Consider the following 16,921-nt stretch of genomic DNA (forward strand, 5'->3'; position numbering starts at 1 on the left):
ATTTACTGGCGGTTACGTTCATGCTGGGCACAGCAGGCCTTCAGATAGCCGCGCAGTTCATCATAATTGACAGGTTTGGGGAAAAATACCACACCACGCGGCACGCCGCCCCGCGCTTGCAGCGCTTCGGGATCGAGGCCGGACAGGATGGCGATATGCATGGGGCGCAGCAGCGGATCGGCCACGATGGTGTTGATCAGTTCATAGCCATCGATGCCATCCATGACGATATCGGCCAGCACGATATCGGGCTGGCGGCGCGCGATTTCCAGCAGCGCCTGATAGCCGTTTTCGCAGAAAGTCAGCGTGGCCTGCAGGTTCCAGCTGGCGATCTGGGTTTCGTACAGCTGGCGCTGCATGGGGTTGTCTTCCACTACCAGTATGGTCGGGATGGCGTTGTTATTGCGGTTGGCCAGTACGGCCGCCGGCTGGGCTGCCAGCGAACCGGCGGCCGGCTGCAGCTTATAAGCGAGCACGGCAGCGAGGGGAATGCGGCGGTGGCCGCCCTTGGTTTTCCAGGCTTCGATCACGCCCGCTTCTACCAGCTGCTGCACGGAAGATACCGAGACGCCGAGGATCTCGGCGGCGCGCTGGGTGGTGCAGACTTCATCGGCTTGCGTTGCGTTTTTCATTGTCACTTAAGTCCCAAATTAGCCACAGTAGAATTTAAATATACCAAATTTGTTGAATTCGCAAAAAGCTCGGTATAATTGTTTTTATCGGCCATTACGTTCATATCTGCATTATGCCGCCGAAACAGTATTCCGCCTAGGGGTGGCGTAGCTGGGCGCTGGAACAGGCCGTCAGGGCAGCAGCAGAGGAACGAGGCTAACAGGCAGGGCAGGAGCGCACATGAAAGTTCTGATCGTTGACGACAATCCAGTAAATCTGGCATTGCTCACCCATGTACTGGGCACCATTGCGGTGGCCCAGCCGGTGCCGTTTGCCGACCCGGAAGCGGCGCTGGCCTGGTGCGCGGGCGAAGTGCCGGATCTGGTGCTGCTCGATTACCAGATGCCGCAGATGGATGGGCTGGAATGCCTGCGCCGTTTGCGCGTACTGCCCGGCCTGCAGAATGTGCCCATCATGATGCTGACGGCCGACACCAGCCAGGCCGTGCGCCATGAAGCGCTGCGGCTGGGCGCCAATGATTTCCTTACCCGGCCGTTCAACCACACCGAGCTGCACGCCCGCATCGGCAACCTGCTGGTGTGGCGGCTCGGGCAGAACCAGTTGGCCGAACATACCGAGCGGCTCGGCTATGCCGTGCAGCAGGCCGAAGCCAAGGCCAGTGCGCGCACCACGGAGCTGGTGCAGCGCCTGCTGGAAGCGACCCAGCGGCGCGACCCCGACACGGCCGCCCACATGACCCGGATTGCCGATTACGCGCTGCTGATTGCGCGCCAGTTGCGGCTCGACGATAGCCTGTGCCAGCAGATCGCCGATGCGGCGCCGCTGCATGATGTGGGCAAGCTGGCGCTGCCGGACGAATTGCTGTGCAAGACGGATGTGCTGAGCCAGGACGAACTGGCGCTGATGCGCACCCATGCGGAAAAAGGCGCGGCCATCCTGGCCGACAGCGATGTGCCGCTGCTGCGCATGGCAGCCCAGATGGCGCACAGCCACCATGAACATTTCGATGGCAGCGGTTACCCGCAGGGGCTGGCCGGCGACGCCATCCCGCTGGTCGCGCGCATCGTCGCCGTGGCCGACGTGTTCGACTCCCTGACCAGTGCCAAACCCTACCGTCCCGGTTGGGAGGTGGCCGAGGCGACGCAATACCTGCGCGACAAGCGCGGCAGCCAGTTTGATCCCGAGTGTGTCGACGCCTTGCTGCGCGACATGGTCGGGGTGCGCATCATCCATACCCATTATGAACAACAAGCCCACAGGGCAACCCGGAGAGCAGCATGATGAAAATTCCACGTGGACGTGGCGCCTTGCCCGAGAACTATCCCAACGGCTTCCTCGACAGCGTGATCCGCGAACAGCAACTGAAAAATGACGCCGAGCTGAGCCGGGTCCTGCAGCTGGCGCCGTCCAGCATCAGCAAGATCCGTCACGGCCGGGCTGAAGTGAGCGCCGAAGTGCTGCTGCGTGTGCATGAAGCCTTCGGCACGCCGATTGCCGAACTCAAACGCCGTCAGGGCAGCACCACCCACTAAACTGCTGCCCGCCTGATGCCGGCAGCAGGCGGGATGGTTTAAGGTTAAGGCGCACGCTGCTACAGCGGGCAGACGCCGGCGTGTAGAATGGCAAGCTTCCAGTCTTGCTTACGAGTTGCTGTTGACCCCCATCTCTGCTGTTAAACGTCGAACCAAGGCGCCGCAGGCCGCGGCCTTGCTGGCTGCTGCCTGTCAGCTGGTGCAGCAGGGCGGTCTGGCGGCACTGGCGCTGCGCCCGCTGGCGCAGGCACTGGGGGTATCGGTCACGGTGCTGAGCCACCACTACGGTAGCCGTGCCCAGGTGCTGAGTGCCATCTGCCATAGTGGTCAGCAAGCGGATCAGGCATGGCAGGCGCGCTGGCGCACTGCGCTGGCGCCGCTGCCGGCGCCGCTGCCGGCAGCGCTGGCGGCCAATCTGGTGGAATCATTGTTCGATGAGCTGGCCGATAGCAGGGCCGCCGTCACTTTGCTGCAGCTCGAAGTCATGCACGGCAGTCGTGCTGATCCAGCCTGGCAGCCGGGCTGGCAGGTATGGCGTCATGATCTGGAACAGTTCTGGAACGACTTCGGCTGTCAGTTGGGACTGGCGGGCGAGCTGCTCGACAGTGGCTGGTGGCTGGGCTATATCATGACGGAGCTCGCTTATGGCCTGACTCTGGCTGGCGATAGCAGTTACCGCATGCTGCGCCGGCTTTGTCTGGCGCGGCTGTTTGCCGGTGGTGTGGCCGGGCCGCAGGCGGCCGATACGCTCTGGTTCGCCCACTTACAGCAAAGCAGTTTTGCGCCCGTCGCGGGGCCGCCAGTGTTGGCCAGCAACTCGCTGCAACCGCGTACGGCCCCCTGGCAGCAGGCCGCCGCGCGCTGCTGCGGCGAGTTGCTGGCCGAGCGCGGTGCCAGCGCGCTGACCCACCGTGCCGTGGCGAGCGCCATAGGCATACCCCATACATCGCTGAGCTACCGCTATCCGACCCAGCACGCGCTGGTCTTACTGGGACTGGACTTCGTCAGCGCCCACATACTGGCCGCCGTGCAGGCTGACAGCTTGCCCGAACTCGAGCGCCGGCGTCAGGCCGGCGACGGCCATAAACTGGATCTGGCCAGAGCCAGTTTCGCGCTGGCGCTGGCAGCATTGCGCATGCCCGAACTACAGCGGCGCAATGCCGCCATGCGCGGTTGGCGCGGCAGTAATCTGATCCAGGTGCTGGAGAAAACACTGCCGGGCAGGCAGCCGATAGACCGGCTCAGTGCGCATGTGGTCTCGCTGGGGCTGCTGGGCGTGGGGAATATGGCAGCGGCCGGTCCCGCCAGTGAGGCGGCACTGGCCGCTGCGTTTGCGGCGGCGCTGCGCTGGCTAGAACGCAATAGTCCGTCCTTGACTCATTCGGCGTAAGCCCAGAGGTCGAGCAGGCTGTTACCGGCACTGGTCAGCAGGCGGAAGCTGGCCGGCGCGTAATCACCATCGAGTACCAGATAGCCGTCCGACTGGGCCGGCAGATCGCCACAGGCATTGCTGCTCAGGCTGGCTTTCAGCGTATTCGGCAGGGTGCTGCTGCTGAGTTTGCCTGTGAGCTTGCAACTGGAACTGCCGGCGACGATGTCACCGTTGCTGTTGATGCTGAAGCTGGCAGCTTCGCCGTTCGCCAGCCGCAAGGTATAGCTGCGCGCCAGCGTGCTGATGCTGGCCACGCTGGCGCTGATGGCGTTGCTGCTGGCCAGTTCCAGACTGGTGTCGCTGGCCGGTGCCGGTGTCATGCGCCAGGCGCCATTGCCTGCACGCTGGTACAGGCTGGCAGCTTTCTGCCCGCCATCGTTGAGCACCAGCAGCCGGCTGCCGTCGGCCGCCGCGTAATACTTGCCTTCGACGGGATTGGCCGCGTCGCCGCTGCTGACGGCGTACACGCCGGCGGACAGATCGCTTACCTTGATCTGCACTTGCGCAGTGTCGGGTTGGCTGCCGCAGGCGCTCAGAAGCAGGGCGCTGGCCGTTGCCAGAGTCAGATGCAGTAGTTTCATGGCCACGCTCACTTGCTGAACAGATCGCGCAGGCGCAGGCGCAGCCATTGCTGGGCGGCCGGGCGGTGATCGAAGCCGACCTGCATGGCGGTCACGGCGATGCGGGTTTTATACACGACCGCTTCATCTTCCGCCTGTTCGCTGGTGGCCGCCGGTGGCAGCGAGCCGCTCAGGCCCCACGGGGCAGCGCTGCTGAACTTGAGCGCATAGGTATCGTAAGTGCCGATGCGGGAAAACGCCCAGCTGCTGGAAGCGCTGACGCTATCGGGGAAATTGACATTGAGCGCCACGCCGGCCGGCAGCAGGGCCGTGCCGCCGGCCTTGGCTTGCAGTGCGGCGATCAGCTTCAGGGTTTGCTGTGCCACCAGGCGCGAATTCGGATTAGCCAGTGCGGCATTGTCGATGGTGTTGGTGCCGGCGCTGAGGGCAATCGCAGGTACGCCGCGACCGGCTGCAAACTGGGCATTGCCTATGGTGCCGGAATTGATCACGACCTTGCCGACATTCTGCCCTTCGTTGGGGCCGGACAGCACCAGATCGGGGCCTTTGCCCCAGCGTGCTGCGGACAGCACATCGAGGCCATACATGGTGGCCATGACGGGCGTGCCGTGCACATAGTTGTAGTCGCCGCCAGTAAAGCCGGTTTTGGTGAACGCACCGACGGCCGGTGCGCCCGTGACAGCGGCACCATTGTGGCAGCCACCTTCCGCTTCAATCTGGGTTTTGTCATTGTCGGCAACGATGGTGGTGGTGCTGTACATCACGATGGCGGCGCTGCGGCCGCTCTGGCCACTGCACGGCACGGACACGATCACCGAGTGGCCAGCAGCGCGCAGTTCGTCATACAGCGCTTTCAGGTTGCTGGTCAGACCATCATCATTGGTGAGCAGGATATTCAGTGCGAACGCGGGGCTGGCAGCTAGTGCCAGCGCAGCGCCCGTCAGCATACGGTAGTTCATGGCTTCCTTTATGGAGGGTGGGCAGGAGGCGAGAGTGTAGGCGCCGTATGTGACGCGTTTATGACATGTGTACTGATGAAATGCGCAAAAATTAGTGAGTTATTAAATTAAAAAGACGTTTGTACTGAAAATGCCAAGATGGCGCCCTTCAGGCCAGAGCCAGCCGTGGGGCGCTGGCTGACTGCGCTGCCGAGCCCAGCCGCGTTGGTGCAGTGCGCACCAGACGGAATACGCCTACTGCACTGACCAGTTCCTGTCCCTGCTGCTGCATGGCGGCAGCAGCAGCGGCGGCCTGTTCCACCAGTGCCGCATTCTGCTGGGTCATCTGGTCCATTTCCGTCACCGCCTGCTGGATCTGGTTCAAGCCTGTGCTCTGCTGCATGCTGGAATCGAGGATTTCGCTCATCACGCTACTGACGTTCTGCACGCGCTGCACAATGTTGTCCATGCCGCTGCCGGTGCGCTGGGCCATCGCCACGCCGTCGGCGATGCGCGCACTGGCCACGCTGGTGAGCTGCTTGATGTCTTTGGCCGCACTGGCGGCCCGCTGCGCCAGATTGCGGACTTCCGTCGCGACGACGGCGAAGCCGCGCCCCTGATCGCCGGCGCGGGCCGCTTCCACGGCTGCATTCAGGGCCAGAATATTGGTCTGGAAAGCGATGCCGTCGATCAGGCTGGTGATGTCAGCAATCTGCAGCGAAGCCTGGTTGATCACTTCCATCTGCTGCACCAGCTGGCTGACCACGGCGCCGCCGGCCTGTGCGGCACGGGCAGCCTGATCGGCCAGATCATGGGCCTGGCGCGTATGTTCGGCGCTCTGGCGGGCGGCATCGGTGACGGCATCCAGCGAGGCGGCGGTTTCTTCCAGTGCGCCGGCCTGGTGTTCCGTGCGCGACGACAGGTCCTGATTGCCTGCCGCGATTTCACTGGCGCTGCCAGCAATACAGGTGCTGCTGGTTTCCACCCGCTGCACGATGTCATGCAGCTGTTCGCTCATGCCCTGCAGGGCCAGCAGTAACTGGGTGGTCTCATCGCGCCCGGCCGGGCGTATCTGCTGGGTCAGGTCGCCTCGGGCAATCTGCTCGGCGATATGGATGGCCTGCGAGAGCGGCGCGGTAATCGCGCGAGCAATGCGGTAGGCGATGGCTACCCCGGTGAGCAGCGTCAGCACGCCCAGCACCAGCAGCAGTACGATGGTCGCTTGCGCTTCCCGTTCTGCCTCGTCGCCAGCCTGCTGCATCAGCCCGACCTGAAATTCGATCAACTTTTCCAGCGCCGTAAAGTAGCGCAACTGGGTGCTGTGCAGTTCTCCCATCAGCAATTGCAGGGCGGTGTTCTGTTCACCCTGTTCGATCAGTTCGATAAAACGGCTGCGCTGCTGCAGATACGTGTTGCGCTCGTGCTGTATTACCTGGAAGATGGCGCGCGCCTGGGGCATCTGCATGGTGTGATCCAGCTGTTCCATGCGGGTGGAGATGCGCTGGCGGTCTTGCTGCAACTGCTGTTCGGCAGCGGCGCGCTGGGCCGGGTCGGACTGCAGGGCCAGCGAGATCAGATTGATGGTGCTGTTGTTTAAGGTGTCCTTGATGTCATGCAGGGCGACGATTTTGGGATAGCGGTTTTCCAGCAGCAGATTCAGATCCTGATTGATCTGGCGCACCTTCGTCTCGGCAACCACGGCCATGATGACGGTGAGCGAGAGCAGGATGCCAAAACCCAAGGCCAGCTTGTGCGAGATTCGTAGTTGCTGTAATTTCATGATATTCCCCATGGATGCAGCCCGTTACTTTTGGATAGATTTGCTGGAAAAATTTGAATAAACCGATTTTATCGAATATCACATTAAAATACTAAATTTGATTTTCTATTGAGTTCATTAAACAAAGCTATCGTATTGATAGCCAGAATTGGCGGATTTGTTCAACACAAAACTGATTCCTGGGGTCTAGCACTTTTGATTTTGGGTATATTGCTCTAATACATCGACAGTTTCCTCTTGGAAGTATAAAGTTCGCCTTCCGGTTTTTCTGGCGTTACTTTTCTAGCGTTTCCCATCACGCTGATCGCGCCGGCCGCACGCGGCCCGCAACGCTGCTTTTCCCTACACTCTGGACTTTACATGGCGTTTGCCCCCTTATTTCTGCGCCCCAGCCGGGCGCTGCTGCTGCTTTTATCGTTGCTCGCAGCCGCCGGTGCATGGGCGGACGACGCTGCACCCGGCGCTTTGCGCATCAGTGGCTTTGGCACGCTGGGCTATGTGCATAGCAATGAAGATCAGGCCGACTACAGCGCCAGTGCGCTCAATCCCGGCACGGCCGGGGCCAGCAAAGTCTGGAGTCCTGATGTGGACAGCCGGCTGGGCGTACAGGCCGATTGGCTGCTGAGTCCGCACTGGTCGGTAGTCGTGCAACTGGTGGCTGAACGCAGCCTGCAGAATGGCTATGCACCCCAGCTCGAATGGGCCAATGTGAAGTACCAGTTCAGCCCCGAACTGAATCTGCGGCTGGGCCGGATCGCCTTGCCGCTGCTGCTGGTGGGCGACTATCGCAAGGCCGGCTATGCGCTGCCGTGGGTGCGCCCGCCGGTGGAACTGTATGGCGCCATCCCGATCACCAATAGTGACGGGGTGGATGCCAATTACCGCTGGGCTAGCGGCGAGATGACCCATAGCACCCAGTTGTTTTACGGTCATGCCGATGTGCCGTTCAAGGCGCAGGCACGCGCCAAGGCACAGGCCATGACGGGCTTGTCGCATATCGCCACGCTGGGCGCCCTGAGCGTGCGCCTGAGTGCCATGACCACGCGCGTTTCGGCCAATCTGGCGCCCGAGCTGTTCGACGGCTTGCGGGAGGCGGGTGCGGCCGGCGCCGCGCTGGAAGCGCGCTACGCGCTCGACAATGCCCGCACGGGCACGGTGGCACTGGGCTTTAGCTACGATAGCTGTGCATGGTTCCTGACGGGTGAAGCCGCCAGCATGACCAGCCATTCCTTCCTCGGCCATCGTAGCGCGGCCTATCTGAGCGGCGGCCTGCGTTTCGGCGACTGGACCCCGTATCTGGCTTACGCCATCGCCCAGCCGGTGTCGCCGATCGCCGATCCGGGCCTGCCGCTGTCCGGCCTCGATGGCACCCGGCTGGCGCGTAGCAGCAGGCTCAATAGCGGCCTGAATTATCTGCTGTCGTCCATCCCGCACCAGCACAGCCTGACGGCCGGGGTGCGCTGGGATGTGGCGCGCAACTATGCGCTGAAAATGCAGTACGAGCGACTGATGCCGGTGAGCGGCACGCGCGGCACCCTGATTCATGTCCAGCCCGGCTTCCGTGCCGGTCACGCGATCAGCGTGTTCAGCGCTGCGCTGGACTTCGTGTTCTGATGGGGGCACATATGTCACGCTACTGGCAACAATGCTGCGCCTTTGGTCTGAGCCTGCTGATCCTGCTGGCCGATGGTGCCAGTGCCACGGCTGCCGAACTGGTGGTCATCGTGTCGGCACGCAGCCCCCTGGTTGCGCTCAGCACCGAGCAGGTGGCCGATATCTTCCTGGCCCGCACGGCACGTCTGCCCAGCGGTGAAGAAGTTCAGGCGCTCGATCTGCCGCTGGGCCACGCCCTGCGCGACGAGTTCTACGCGCGCGTGGCCGGCAAGTCGCCAGCGCTGATGAAAGCCTACTGGACCCGCATGGTATTTACGGGCCGGGGCCAGCCGCCGCGCGAACTGAGTTCGATGGCGGCCATCCGCAAGCTGGTGGGCGAGAATCCCGCCACCATCGCCTACCTCGAGCGCAGCGCGCTCGATGCCAGCGTTAAAGCCGTGCTGGTGCTGCGATGATGCGCAAATCGATCTTCGCGCGCCGGCGCCCGTGGCTGCGCCGTGGCCTGGATAGCTATCTGGCGCTGCCCCTGTTTGCCGGCCTGCTGCTGCTGGCGATCTGGCTGGTGACGCTGCACGAAATTAATAACGAACGGGCCCACGCGCAGGAAGCCGTGAGCGATTCGCTGCGCGAACTGATGGGCACTTACGAAGCCCAGGTGTCGCGCAGTCTGGACGGCATAGACCAGACCCTGCGCGTGGTGAAGTATGCGGTCGAGCGCAAGGGCGCGCTGGGCGCGTTCGCTGAACTGGAACGGGTGGGCCTGCTGCCGCCGGGCGTAGTATTCAATGTCAGCATCGTCGACCGCAATGGTCAGGTGGTGGCCAGCCGGCCGCGCCGCAGCAGCATGTCGGTGGCCGACCAGCCGTATTTCAAGGTGCATCAGGAGCGCGACAGCGGCGCTACCTTTGTCAGCCCAGTGTCGCGCGATGTGGCCAATAGCGACTGGCACGTGCACTTCACGCGCCGGCTCGACGATGCGCTGGGCAATTTCGCCGGCATCGTCATCGTGGAAACGGATCCCGCCTATTTCACCAGCAGCTATGAGCGCAGCCGTCTGGGCGAGCTGGGCATGCTGGCGCTGGTGGGATCGGACGGCATCGTGCGCGCCTTGCGTACGGGCGACAAGCTGAGTTTCGGCCAGCGCCTGAATGCCCAGCAGTTCGGCCATCTGGATGGCGTGGCGCGCTACAGCGATATGCGCGAACTGCATGGCGTGGCACTGAATGTGGTGGTGGGGCTGGCGCAGCAGGAGGCCATGAGCAGCTTCGAGCGCCAGCGCAAGGAAAAGCTGTGGCAGGCCGGCATCGCCAGCGCCGTGCTGGTGCTGGGCAGCACCCTGCTATGCCTGTGGGCCTGGCAGGGCGCGCGCCACCGCACCCACGTGCGGCGTGCGCAGGAAACCTATGCGGCAGCGACGGCCGCCAGCATGGATGCCTTCTTCGTGCTGCGCGCCGTGCGCGACAGCGCGGGCGAGATCAGCGACTTCGCCTTCTTCGACACCAATTCGCGGGCCGAGAAGATGATAGGCCATAGCAAGGAGGAATTGCGCGGCATGACCTTGTGCGGCTTGTCGCCGCAGGCGCGCAGCAGCGCCATGTTTGCCGGCATGGTGCGGGTGATGCGACTGGGCGGCGTGCACGAACAGGAATGGGAAAACAATCTGCCCCAGCTCAAGGCGCGCTGGCTACACCAGCAGATGGTGGCCGTGGAGGGCGGGGTGGTGGCCATCGTGCGCGATATCACTGAACGCAAGCTCGCTGAAGAGCGCATGCTGCATCTGGCTCACCATGATACGTTGACTGGCCTGCCCAATCGCAGCCGCATCAACGCGCGGCTGGATCAGGCCATCGCCCAGGCGCACCGCCACAACAGTGCGCTGCTGGTGGCGTTTATCGATCTCGACGGCTTCAAGCTGGTCAACGACAGTCTGGGCCACAATGCCGGCGACGAACTGCTCAAGGTGGTGGCCGAGCGCATGGGCGACTGCCTGCGCGCTGGCGATGTGGTCGGGCGCTTCGGCGGTGACGAATTCGTGCTGCTGCTGAACGAGCGCCATGGAGTGGAAGCGGCGCCCGTGCTGGAGCGCGTGCGCGAAGCCGTGCTCGAATCTATCCTGCTGTGCGATCAGGAAGTGCAGGTGAGCTGCAGTATCGGCGTGGCCGTGTATCCCGACGATGGTGCCGATGCCGAGACTTTGCTGATGCATGCCGATACGGCCATGTACCGTGCCAAGGATCTGGGCAAGAACAACTGCCAGTTCTACACGCGCGAAATGAATGCCACCATAGAACGCAAGCTGCACATGCTGGAAGGCTTGCGCAATGCCGTCGATGAAGGCCAGTTCCAGCTGGTCTACCAGCCCAAGGTGGACCTGCGTACGGGCCATGTGTTCGGGGTGGAAGCGCTGGTGCGCTGGCTGCATCCGGAATATGGCCTGCTGGGGCCGGACCGCTTCATTCCGCTGGCCGAAGAAAGCGGCATCATTTTCGCGCTGGGCGAATGGGTGCTGCAGACGGCCTGCCGGCAGAACCAGATCTGGCAGGAGGCCGGGCTGTCGCCGCTGCGCATTTCCGTCAACGTTTCGCCGCGCCAGTTTGAAGAACAGCGGCTGGTACAGCGCGTGGCACAGGCGCTGGAAGAGAGCGGGCTGGCGCCCGAGTGGCTGGAACTGGAAGTGACGGAAGGCGTGATCATGCGCGACCTGCAGCAGGCCGTGGCCAAGATGGGCGAGCTGCGTGCGATGGGCATCTCGCTGTCGATCGACGATTTCGGTACCGGCTATTCCAGCCTGTCGGCTCTCAAGTCTTTCCCCATCAGTACGCTGAAAATCGATAAATCGTTTGTGCGTGATCTGGGCAGCAATGCCGGCGACGAAGCCATTGCCAGTTCCATCATCGGTCTGGCGCACCAGTTGCGCTTGCGCGTGATAGCCGAAGGCGTGGAGACGGAAGAGCAGCGGGCCTTCCTGCGCCATAACGGTTGCGACGAGATGCAGGGCTATTTGTTCAGCCGTCCGCTGGCGCCCGAGCAGCTGCGCCAGCTGTTGTTGCGCCAGTCGCCGCCTGAGCTAGCCCAGCGCCAGCTGGCCGCCGCAGCGGCCTGACGCACTGGCGTGGCCAGCGCACGCCGGGCTGGTATGCGCTTGATCTCGCGCGTGGCGCGCCAGCCATGTATCATGGCAGCCTTGCCCTGATCGTGATCGAAGATGAGATATTGGTTGGCCAGTGAGCGCGGTGCGCACTTTGTTCTGTTGCTTGGCATCGGCTTGGTGTTGCTGTTTGCCGTGCTGGAATGGCGTTTCCCCAGCGAGCAGCAGCTGCAGACGGCCAGCGGCCGGCTCGAGTGGGAACGCAGCACTATCGATAGCTATTATTTCGGTCTGCAGGGCGAAGAGCGCATGTTTGTGCTGTACCGCAAAGGTGATCCCGAACAGAAGCTGCAGGCTGCGCTGCATGATGCGGTGGCCTATCCGGCCCGGGTCAGTTTCGACCCGCAGCAGCGCGGCGGCGCCATGCTGCTGTCCGGCCAGTTCTATCCCGTGTATGGCGTCAGTGTAGGCGGCAAGCCGGTACTTCCGCTGGAAACGGTGCGTGGCTATTACCGACACGACAATCTGGTGGCACTGGGACTGGGGCTGCTATTTCTGCTGGCGGGCGGCTGGCGCAGCTATCAGTGCGCCACCGCGATCAAGCGCTATCCGCTCGACCAGCTCGACTAAGCCAGCGGCGGTACTGCGCTCAGACCAGCAGCGCAGCGTTCATTTCGATGGCGTGGATCTTGGCTTCGGCCAGCATGGACTCGAGCTTCTCGTCATCGATGAATAGTTCGATTGCCGATTCCGAATGGGGCGGCAGATCGCGTTCGGGTTCCTGCAGCGGCGATTTCACGGGCGTGAGCAGATTGGCCAGCAGCAGCGTATCGAACAGGGTTTCCGGCGGAATCGACAGGAAGCCGTCACGCAGGCTTTCGATGGCTTCCGAAACCGGCTCGGGGATGCACAGCTTGCGCAGCACTTCACGCGTAATGATTTCTTCGCTGGCCGCATGCCAGTTTTCCGGATCTTCTTCCAGCAAGCCGGGGAATTCTTCAGCGCGCGACAGCAGATAGAAGCCGCTGACTTCATGCACGATGGAAGCAAACAAAGCCGTATCGGGATTCACTCCCGTCACGCGGCGCGCGATGATGCGCGCCAGTGCAGCCACGGCAATGGTATGGTCCCACAGCTTCTCGGCCTTGGCGCGCAGCGCGGGATCGGTAATCTTGCTGCCGAATGAACGTACCACCATGGCGGCGGCCAGCGCGAACAGGTTCTGGTAGCCGATGCGCATGATGGCGCCGCGTACATTGGTGATCACGGGGGCGCCGGCCCGGTTGAACATGGCGGAATTGGAAATCGCCACGGTGCGTGCCGCCAGTTGCGGCTCGGCCAGAACCAGGCTGATGGCTTTATCGATAGGACATTCGGGATCATCCAGTGCCAACTGGACGCGCAGTGCCGCGTTAACGCTGGTCGGGAAGACCAGTTCGCCACGGATGGCCATTGCCGCGATGTGACCGTAGGCTTCGAGTTTGTTCATGGTCAAAATTATACGCATGCGGCACGGCATACTCAACGCCCGCGTAAGAATAGTGCATTACAAAACGACAATATTTCGTTTTAAGCGATCTGAACTGGACAAAATACAACGGCGCCACTGGGGCGCCGTGCGAAAACATCATGGCGCCCGACCTTGTCGGCCGTAGCGCCCGGCCCTGGATCAGGCGTTGACCAGTTGTGGCTGGCCGCCGCCGGGTTGCTGCTGATAGCGTGCCACCGACAGGTCGTCGGCCTTGATGGCCGGGCGGCGCGAAGAAATCAGATCCGCCAGCAATTGGGCCGAGCCGCAGGACATGGTCCAGCCCAGCGTGCCGTGGCCCGTGTTGATGAACAGATTGCGCACACCGGTGCGACCGACCACGGGCGTGCCGTCCGGCGTCATCGGCCGCAGGCCCGTCCAGAAGCTGGCTTCGGCCGTGTTGCCGGCGCCGGGGAACAGGTCGTTGACCACCATTTCCAGCGTCTCGCGGCGGCGCGGATTCAGGCGCAGGTCGAAGCCGGCGATTTCGGCCATGCCGCCCACGCGGATGCGGTCGTCGAAACGGGTCACGGCGATCTTGTAGGTCTCGTCCAGAATGGTCGAGACGGGCGCGGCCGCCGCGTTGACGATAGGCACGGTGATCGAATAGCCTTTCAGCGGGTAGACCGGGATCTTCACCAGACCCTTGAGGAAGCTGGTGGAATAGGCGCCCAGCGCTACCACATAGCTATCAGCCGTGACCACTTCGGCGCCGCACTGCACACCGCGGATTTCGTCGCCGGCCGTAATCAGGCGGCTGATGTCGACGTTGTAGCGGAACTTCACGCCCAGCTCTTCGGCCATGGCCGTCAGACGGGTGGTGAACAGCTGGCAATCGCCCGTTTCATCGTTAGGCAGGCGCAGGCCGCCCACCAGCTTGTTCTGGTCCAGGCCCGGTTCGGCCGCCACCAGCTGCTCGCGCGTCAGCAGTTCGTAGGGCACACCGGTTTCTTCCAGTACGCGGATATCCTTGGCCGCATCGTCGAGCTGCTTCTGGGTGCGGAACAGCTGGGTGGTGCCTTGCTGGCGGCCTTCGTATGCGATGCCGGTGCTGGCGCGCAGGGCTTTGAAGCAGTCGCGGCTGTATTCAGCCAGACGTACCATGCGTTCCTTGTTCACGCCATAGCGTTCGGCATTGCAGTTCTGCAGCATCTGCCACATCCATTGCAGCTGGAACAGGGTGCCGTCCGGGCTGATGGACAGCGGCGCGTGACGCTGCAACATCCATTTCATGGCTTTCAGGGGAATGCCGGGCGCGGCCCATGGCGAAGCGTAGCCGGGCGAGATCTGGCCGGCGTTGGCGAAACTGGTTTCGAGTGCCGGACCCGGTTGACGGTCGAGCACGGTGACTTCGTGGCCGGCGCGGGCCAGATAGTAGGCACTGGTGACGCCGATAACTCCGCTACCCAAGATAACAACGCGCATTGCAGTCTCCCTATTATTTGTTCATGCCAGATATTCCGCTATGGTATTCTCATTTAACTAGCATTTGTTACTATATAACTTGAACATTTCAGTGGATTTTCATGAGAATTCAAAAAGAATCGGTACGTACTCTTGACAAGCTTGACAGGAAAATACTGCGCATCCTGCAGGACGATGGCCGGATTTCCATGAAGGATCTGAGCGAGCAGGTGGGGCTGTCGATCACGCCGGCCATAGAGCGGGTCAAGCGCATGGAGCGCGACGGCGTGATTACCGGCTACCACGCGCGCATCCACCCGCCCGCGCTGGGCGCCAAGCTGCTGGTGTTTGTGGAAATTACGCTGAACCAGAAATCCGGTCCCGCGTTCGAGCAGTTCCGCCGCGAAGTGCTGCGCATACCGGAAGTGCTGGAATGCCATCTGGTGTCGGGCGACTTCGATTATCTGATCAAGGCGCGCATCCATGAAATGGCGGAATACCGCAAGCTGCTGGGCGATATGCTGCTCAGTCTGCCGGGCGCGGCGCAGTCCAAGAGCTATGTAGTGATGGAAGAGATCAAGGAAACCTTGAGCCTGCCTACCGAGCTCAGTAGCGCGCAGACGGGCGCACGCTAGCCGGCCGCGGTGTGGGCTGCAGCACACGCCAGACTAGGCGCAGCCGCATGAAACTGCTAGGCTGCTTGCTCTCCATCCGCGCACAACTGGGCGGCCTTTTTTCGGAAGAAAACCATGAAAGCTCTGATCCTGTTGACTGGCAGTTTGCTGATGCTGCAGGCACACGGCGATGAATATGCGCCCGTCACGCCTTACCGGCCATCCGTATCCAGTCCTGCGCAACTGCCGGCTGCCGGCCAGCTGGAGCTGGAGCTGGGCGGGCTGGTCAGCAAGAACGATGACGGCCGGCGCGCCAGCCTGCCTTACACGCTGAAGCTGGCCTTCGATAGCGCATGGGGGCTGGTGCTGGGCGGCGAAGGACTAGTCGCGACGCCGGCAGCAGACGGACGCCAGCGCGGCATCGGTGACACCCAGCTCGTACTTAAACGGGCTTACGTGTTCAGCGACGAGTCGGCGCTGGGCCTGGAGCTGGGTGCCAAGCTGCCCACGGCGCGCAGCAGCATCGGTAGCGGCAAGGCCGATTACAGCGTGAACGGCATCGTCAGCCAGGACATGGGCGCGCTGCATATGGATGCCAATCTGAACCTGACCCGTCTGGGCGCGATAGATCCGGGCAGCGGGCGTACCCAGGCGGGCATATCGGCCGCATTCTCGATGGCACTGGATGAGCGCTGGGGTGTGACGGGCGAGTGGTCGGGCAGCCAGCGCCGCGCCAGCGCGCGTAACGCCCAGCTATTGCTGGCACTCAGCTTCAGTCCCAGCAAGCTGCTGATGCTGGACTTCGGCCTGACCCATGGGCTGACGGCGGCCACGCCGAGCTGGTCCGTGTTCAGCGGTGCCGTGCTGCCGCTGGCGCGCCTGTGGTGATGCCTAGCTGCTGGCGGGCTTGGGCAGCACCACCGTCAGCAGTGCCCCGCCATCGGGATGGTTGCTCAGGCTGAGCGTGCCACCGAGATAGGCGGCCCGTTCGCGCACGGTGCGCAAGCCGAATTTGCCCTTGCTCCAGTCATTGCCAGCGAGCAGACCCACGCCGTTATCCTTGATCCGCAGCGAAATGCTGTGCGCCGTTTCATCCACCAGCACGTCGATGGCACTGGCATGGGCATGCAGGGCGACGTTGCGCAAGCCTTCTTCCAGCGCATGCAAAAGCACCACGCCATGGCTGCGCGGGCATTGCAGCTCCTGCTCGGGCTGGCAGCAGCGCACGGTGATGTGATGTTGTTCGCCAAACTGCTCGGCCGCTTCGCACAGGGCGACGCGCACACCGAGAAATTCCAGCCTGTCGTTCCATAGCCGCATCTGCATCTGCCGGTTGGTTTCCACCACTTGCTGCAGCAACTGCTTCATCTGGGCCGCGCGGTCCTGCAGGGCCGGATCGGGCGGTAATTTCTGCGTGAGCAAACCCAGATGCATGGTCAGCGCGGTCAGGCTGGAACCCAGGCTGTCGTGTAGCTGGCGCGAGAGCGAGCGGCGCTCGTTGTCCCAGCAGTTATGCAGATGGCCCAGCAGGTCGCTCAGCTCGGCGTTGCGCAAGGCCGCAGGGTGCTGGGCCGGTGGGGTGGGCGACGCTGGTGCAGGGTGGGCGGACATGGCGGACTCGCAGACAGGATCAGGTTGCGCGATCATACCCGAGCGCGGAAAAATGTGGCGCACGATGGCGCTTTGTCGCGTGCGCGCATCACCCCGCTGGCAGCGTGGGCTGGCGCACAGAGTAAAAACGGTGGCGCGGCCAGAATGGCATCTCGCGCCCGGCGCA

Annotated in this window: 16 protein-coding genes; 9 read left to right on the forward strand and 7 right to left on the reverse strand. The window is 62.8% G+C overall.

Translation table 11 applies throughout. From position 1 onward, the window contains the following. Positions 1–2 precede the first annotated feature (2 nt). The gene (locus tag GM655_RS06895; protein WP_155433794.1) at positions 3–632 is read right to left on the reverse strand and encodes a response regulator; all 630 of its coding nucleotides are present in this window, start codon (positions 630–632) and stop codon (positions 3–5) included. A 220-nt stretch (positions 633–852) separates the two neighbouring features. On the opposite strand from GM655_RS06895, the gene GM655_RS06900 reads away from it, so the two are divergent. The 3 genes from GM655_RS06900 to GM655_RS06910 all read left to right on the forward strand — a co-directional run bounded on the left by GM655_RS06900 (position 853) and on the right by GM655_RS06910 (position 3,555). Next, on the forward strand, positions 853–1,914 hold the full coding sequence (locus tag GM655_RS06900) for an HD domain-containing phosphohydrolase (protein WP_155433795.1): 1,062 nt from the start codon (positions 853–855) through the stop codon (positions 1,912–1,914). Further along, the gene (locus GM655_RS06905) at positions 1,911–2,165 is read left to right on the forward strand and encodes a helix-turn-helix domain-containing protein (protein WP_229632402.1); all 255 of its coding nucleotides are present in this window, start codon (positions 1,911–1,913) and stop codon (positions 2,163–2,165) included. Before GM655_RS06900 ends, GM655_RS06905 begins: the two co-directional genes overlap by 4 nt. A 121-nt stretch (positions 2,166–2,286) precedes the next feature. Next, complete coding sequence (locus GM655_RS06910) at positions 2,287–3,555, forward strand: TetR family transcriptional regulator (RefSeq protein ID WP_196308718.1); 1,269 nt, start codon at positions 2,287–2,289, stop codon at positions 3,553–3,555. On the opposite strand, the gene GM655_RS06915 is transcribed toward GM655_RS06910, so the two are convergent. From GM655_RS06915 to GM655_RS06925, 3 genes are all read right to left on the reverse strand, one after another. After that, positions 3,543–4,178: a hypothetical protein gene (locus GM655_RS06915; RefSeq protein WP_155433797.1), complete on the reverse strand. Its 636-nt coding sequence runs from the start codon at positions 4,176–4,178 to the stop codon at positions 3,543–3,545. The genes GM655_RS06910 and GM655_RS06915 overlap by 13 nt on opposite strands. 8 nt (positions 4,179–4,186) lie before the next feature. Continuing rightward, on the reverse strand, positions 4,187–5,137 hold the full coding sequence (locus GM655_RS06920) for a 5'/3'-nucleotidase SurE (protein ID WP_155433798.1): 951 nt from the start codon (positions 5,135–5,137) through the stop codon (positions 4,187–4,189). Between the two features lie 148 nt (positions 5,138–5,285). Further along, entirely contained in the window at positions 5,286–6,896 is a 1,611-nt protein-coding gene (locus tag GM655_RS06925; protein ID WP_196308719.1) for a methyl-accepting chemotaxis protein, read from the reverse strand. A gap of 360 nt (positions 6,897–7,256) precedes the next feature. Between GM655_RS06925 and GM655_RS06930 the strand changes: the two genes are divergently transcribed. The 4 genes from GM655_RS06930 (at position 7,257) to GM655_RS06945 (ending at position 12,228) form a co-directional block, all read left to right on the forward strand. Next, positions 7,257–8,510 carry a hypothetical protein gene (locus GM655_RS06930; protein WP_155433800.1) on the forward strand — a complete coding sequence of 418 codons (1,254 nt, stop codon included), beginning with the start codon at positions 7,257–7,259 and terminating at the stop codon, positions 8,508–8,510. A gap of 11 nt (positions 8,511–8,521) precedes the next feature. Beyond that, entirely contained in the window at positions 8,522–8,965 is a 444-nt protein-coding gene (locus GM655_RS06935) for a type 2 periplasmic-binding domain-containing protein (protein WP_155433801.1), read from the forward strand. Beyond that, complete coding sequence (locus GM655_RS06940; RefSeq protein ID WP_229632403.1) at positions 8,962–11,613, forward strand: bifunctional diguanylate cyclase/phosphodiesterase; 2,652 nt, start codon at positions 8,962–8,964, stop codon at positions 11,611–11,613. Before GM655_RS06935 ends, GM655_RS06940 begins: the two co-directional genes overlap by 4 nt. Before the next feature lie 102 nt (positions 11,614–11,715). Further along, on the forward strand, positions 11,716–12,228 hold the full coding sequence (locus GM655_RS06945; protein WP_155433802.1) for a hypothetical protein: 513 nt from the start codon (positions 11,716–11,718) through the stop codon (positions 12,226–12,228). Between the two features lie 19 nt (positions 12,229–12,247). Here GM655_RS06945 and GM655_RS06950 read toward each other — a convergent pair whose 3' ends face one another. Beyond that, positions 12,248–13,087: an HDOD domain-containing protein gene (locus tag GM655_RS06950; RefSeq protein WP_155433803.1), complete on the reverse strand. Its 840-nt coding sequence runs from the start codon at positions 13,085–13,087 to the stop codon at positions 12,248–12,250. Positions 13,088–13,267: 180 nt separating this feature from the next. Then, positions 13,268–14,551, reverse strand: coding sequence for a D-amino acid dehydrogenase (locus tag GM655_RS06955; protein ID WP_155433804.1), 1,284 nt, complete (start codon positions 14,549–14,551; stop codon positions 13,268–13,270). A 101-nt stretch (positions 14,552–14,652) separates the two neighbouring features. Here GM655_RS06955 and GM655_RS06960 point away from each other — a divergent pair, with 101 nt between their 5' ends. Beyond that, complete coding sequence (locus tag GM655_RS06960) at positions 14,653–15,165, forward strand: Lrp/AsnC ligand binding domain-containing protein (protein WP_155433805.1); 513 nt, start codon at positions 14,653–14,655, stop codon at positions 15,163–15,165. Positions 15,166–15,279: 114 nt separating this feature from the next. Further along, positions 15,280–16,032, forward strand: coding sequence for a transporter (locus tag GM655_RS06965; protein WP_229632404.1), 753 nt, complete (start codon positions 15,280–15,282; stop codon positions 16,030–16,032). Positions 16,033–16,035: 3 nt separating this feature from the next. On the opposite strand, the gene GM655_RS06970 is transcribed toward GM655_RS06965, so the two are convergent. Beyond that, positions 16,036–16,755, reverse strand: a complete 720-nt coding sequence (locus tag GM655_RS06970; protein WP_155433806.1) for a sensor histidine kinase — start codon at positions 16,753–16,755, stop codon at positions 16,036–16,038. Positions 16,756–16,921 lie beyond the last annotated feature (166 nt).

This window comes from Pseudoduganella danionis (genome assembly GCF_009720775.1).
Lineage (GTDB): Bacteria > Pseudomonadota > Gammaproteobacteria > Burkholderiales > Burkholderiaceae_D > Rugamonas > Rugamonas danionis.

Coding starts and splice junctions, on each gene's coding strand:
- GM655_RS06940 (WP_229632403.1), top strand. CDS start 8,962: ATGATGCGCAAATCGATCTTCGCGCGCCGGCGCCCGTGGCTGCGCCGT.
- GM655_RS06935 (WP_155433801.1), top strand. CDS start 8,522: ATGTCACGCTACTGGCAACAATGCTGCGCCTTTGGTCTGAGCCTGCTG.
- GM655_RS06965 (WP_229632404.1), top strand. CDS start 15,280: ATGAAAGCTCTGATCCTGTTGACTGGCAGTTTGCTGATGCTGCAGGCA.
- GM655_RS06895 (WP_155433794.1), bottom strand. CDS start 632: ATGAAAAACGCAACGCAAGCCGATGAAGTCTGCACCACCCAGCGCGCC.
- GM655_RS06955 (WP_155433804.1), bottom strand. CDS start 14,551: ATGCGCGTTGTTATCTTGGGTAGCGGAGTTATCGGCGTCACCAGTGCC.
- GM655_RS06930 (WP_155433800.1), top strand. CDS start 7,257: ATGGCGTTTGCCCCCTTATTTCTGCGCCCCAGCCGGGCGCTGCTGCTG.
- GM655_RS06915 (WP_155433797.1), bottom strand. CDS start 4,178: ATGAAACTACTGCATCTGACTCTGGCAACGGCCAGCGCCCTGCTTCTG.
- GM655_RS06905 (WP_229632402.1), top strand. CDS start 1,911: ATGATGAAAATTCCACGTGGACGTGGCGCCTTGCCCGAGAACTATCCC.
- GM655_RS06945 (WP_155433802.1), top strand. CDS start 11,716: ATGAGATATTGGTTGGCCAGTGAGCGCGGTGCGCACTTTGTTCTGTTG.
- GM655_RS06920 (WP_155433798.1), bottom strand. CDS start 5,137: ATGAACTACCGTATGCTGACGGGCGCTGCGCTGGCACTAGCTGCCAGC.
- GM655_RS06970 (WP_155433806.1), bottom strand. CDS start 16,755: ATGTCCGCCCACCCTGCACCAGCGTCGCCCACCCCACCGGCCCAGCAC.
- GM655_RS06960 (WP_155433805.1), top strand. CDS start 14,653: ATGAGAATTCAAAAAGAATCGGTACGTACTCTTGACAAGCTTGACAGG.
- GM655_RS06950 (WP_155433803.1), bottom strand. CDS start 13,087: ATGAACAAACTCGAAGCCTACGGTCACATCGCGGCAATGGCCATCCGT.
- GM655_RS06900 (WP_155433795.1), top strand. CDS start 853: ATGAAAGTTCTGATCGTTGACGACAATCCAGTAAATCTGGCATTGCTC.
- GM655_RS06925 (WP_196308719.1), bottom strand. CDS start 6,896: ATGAAATTACAGCAACTACGAATCTCGCACAAGCTGGCCTTGGGTTTT.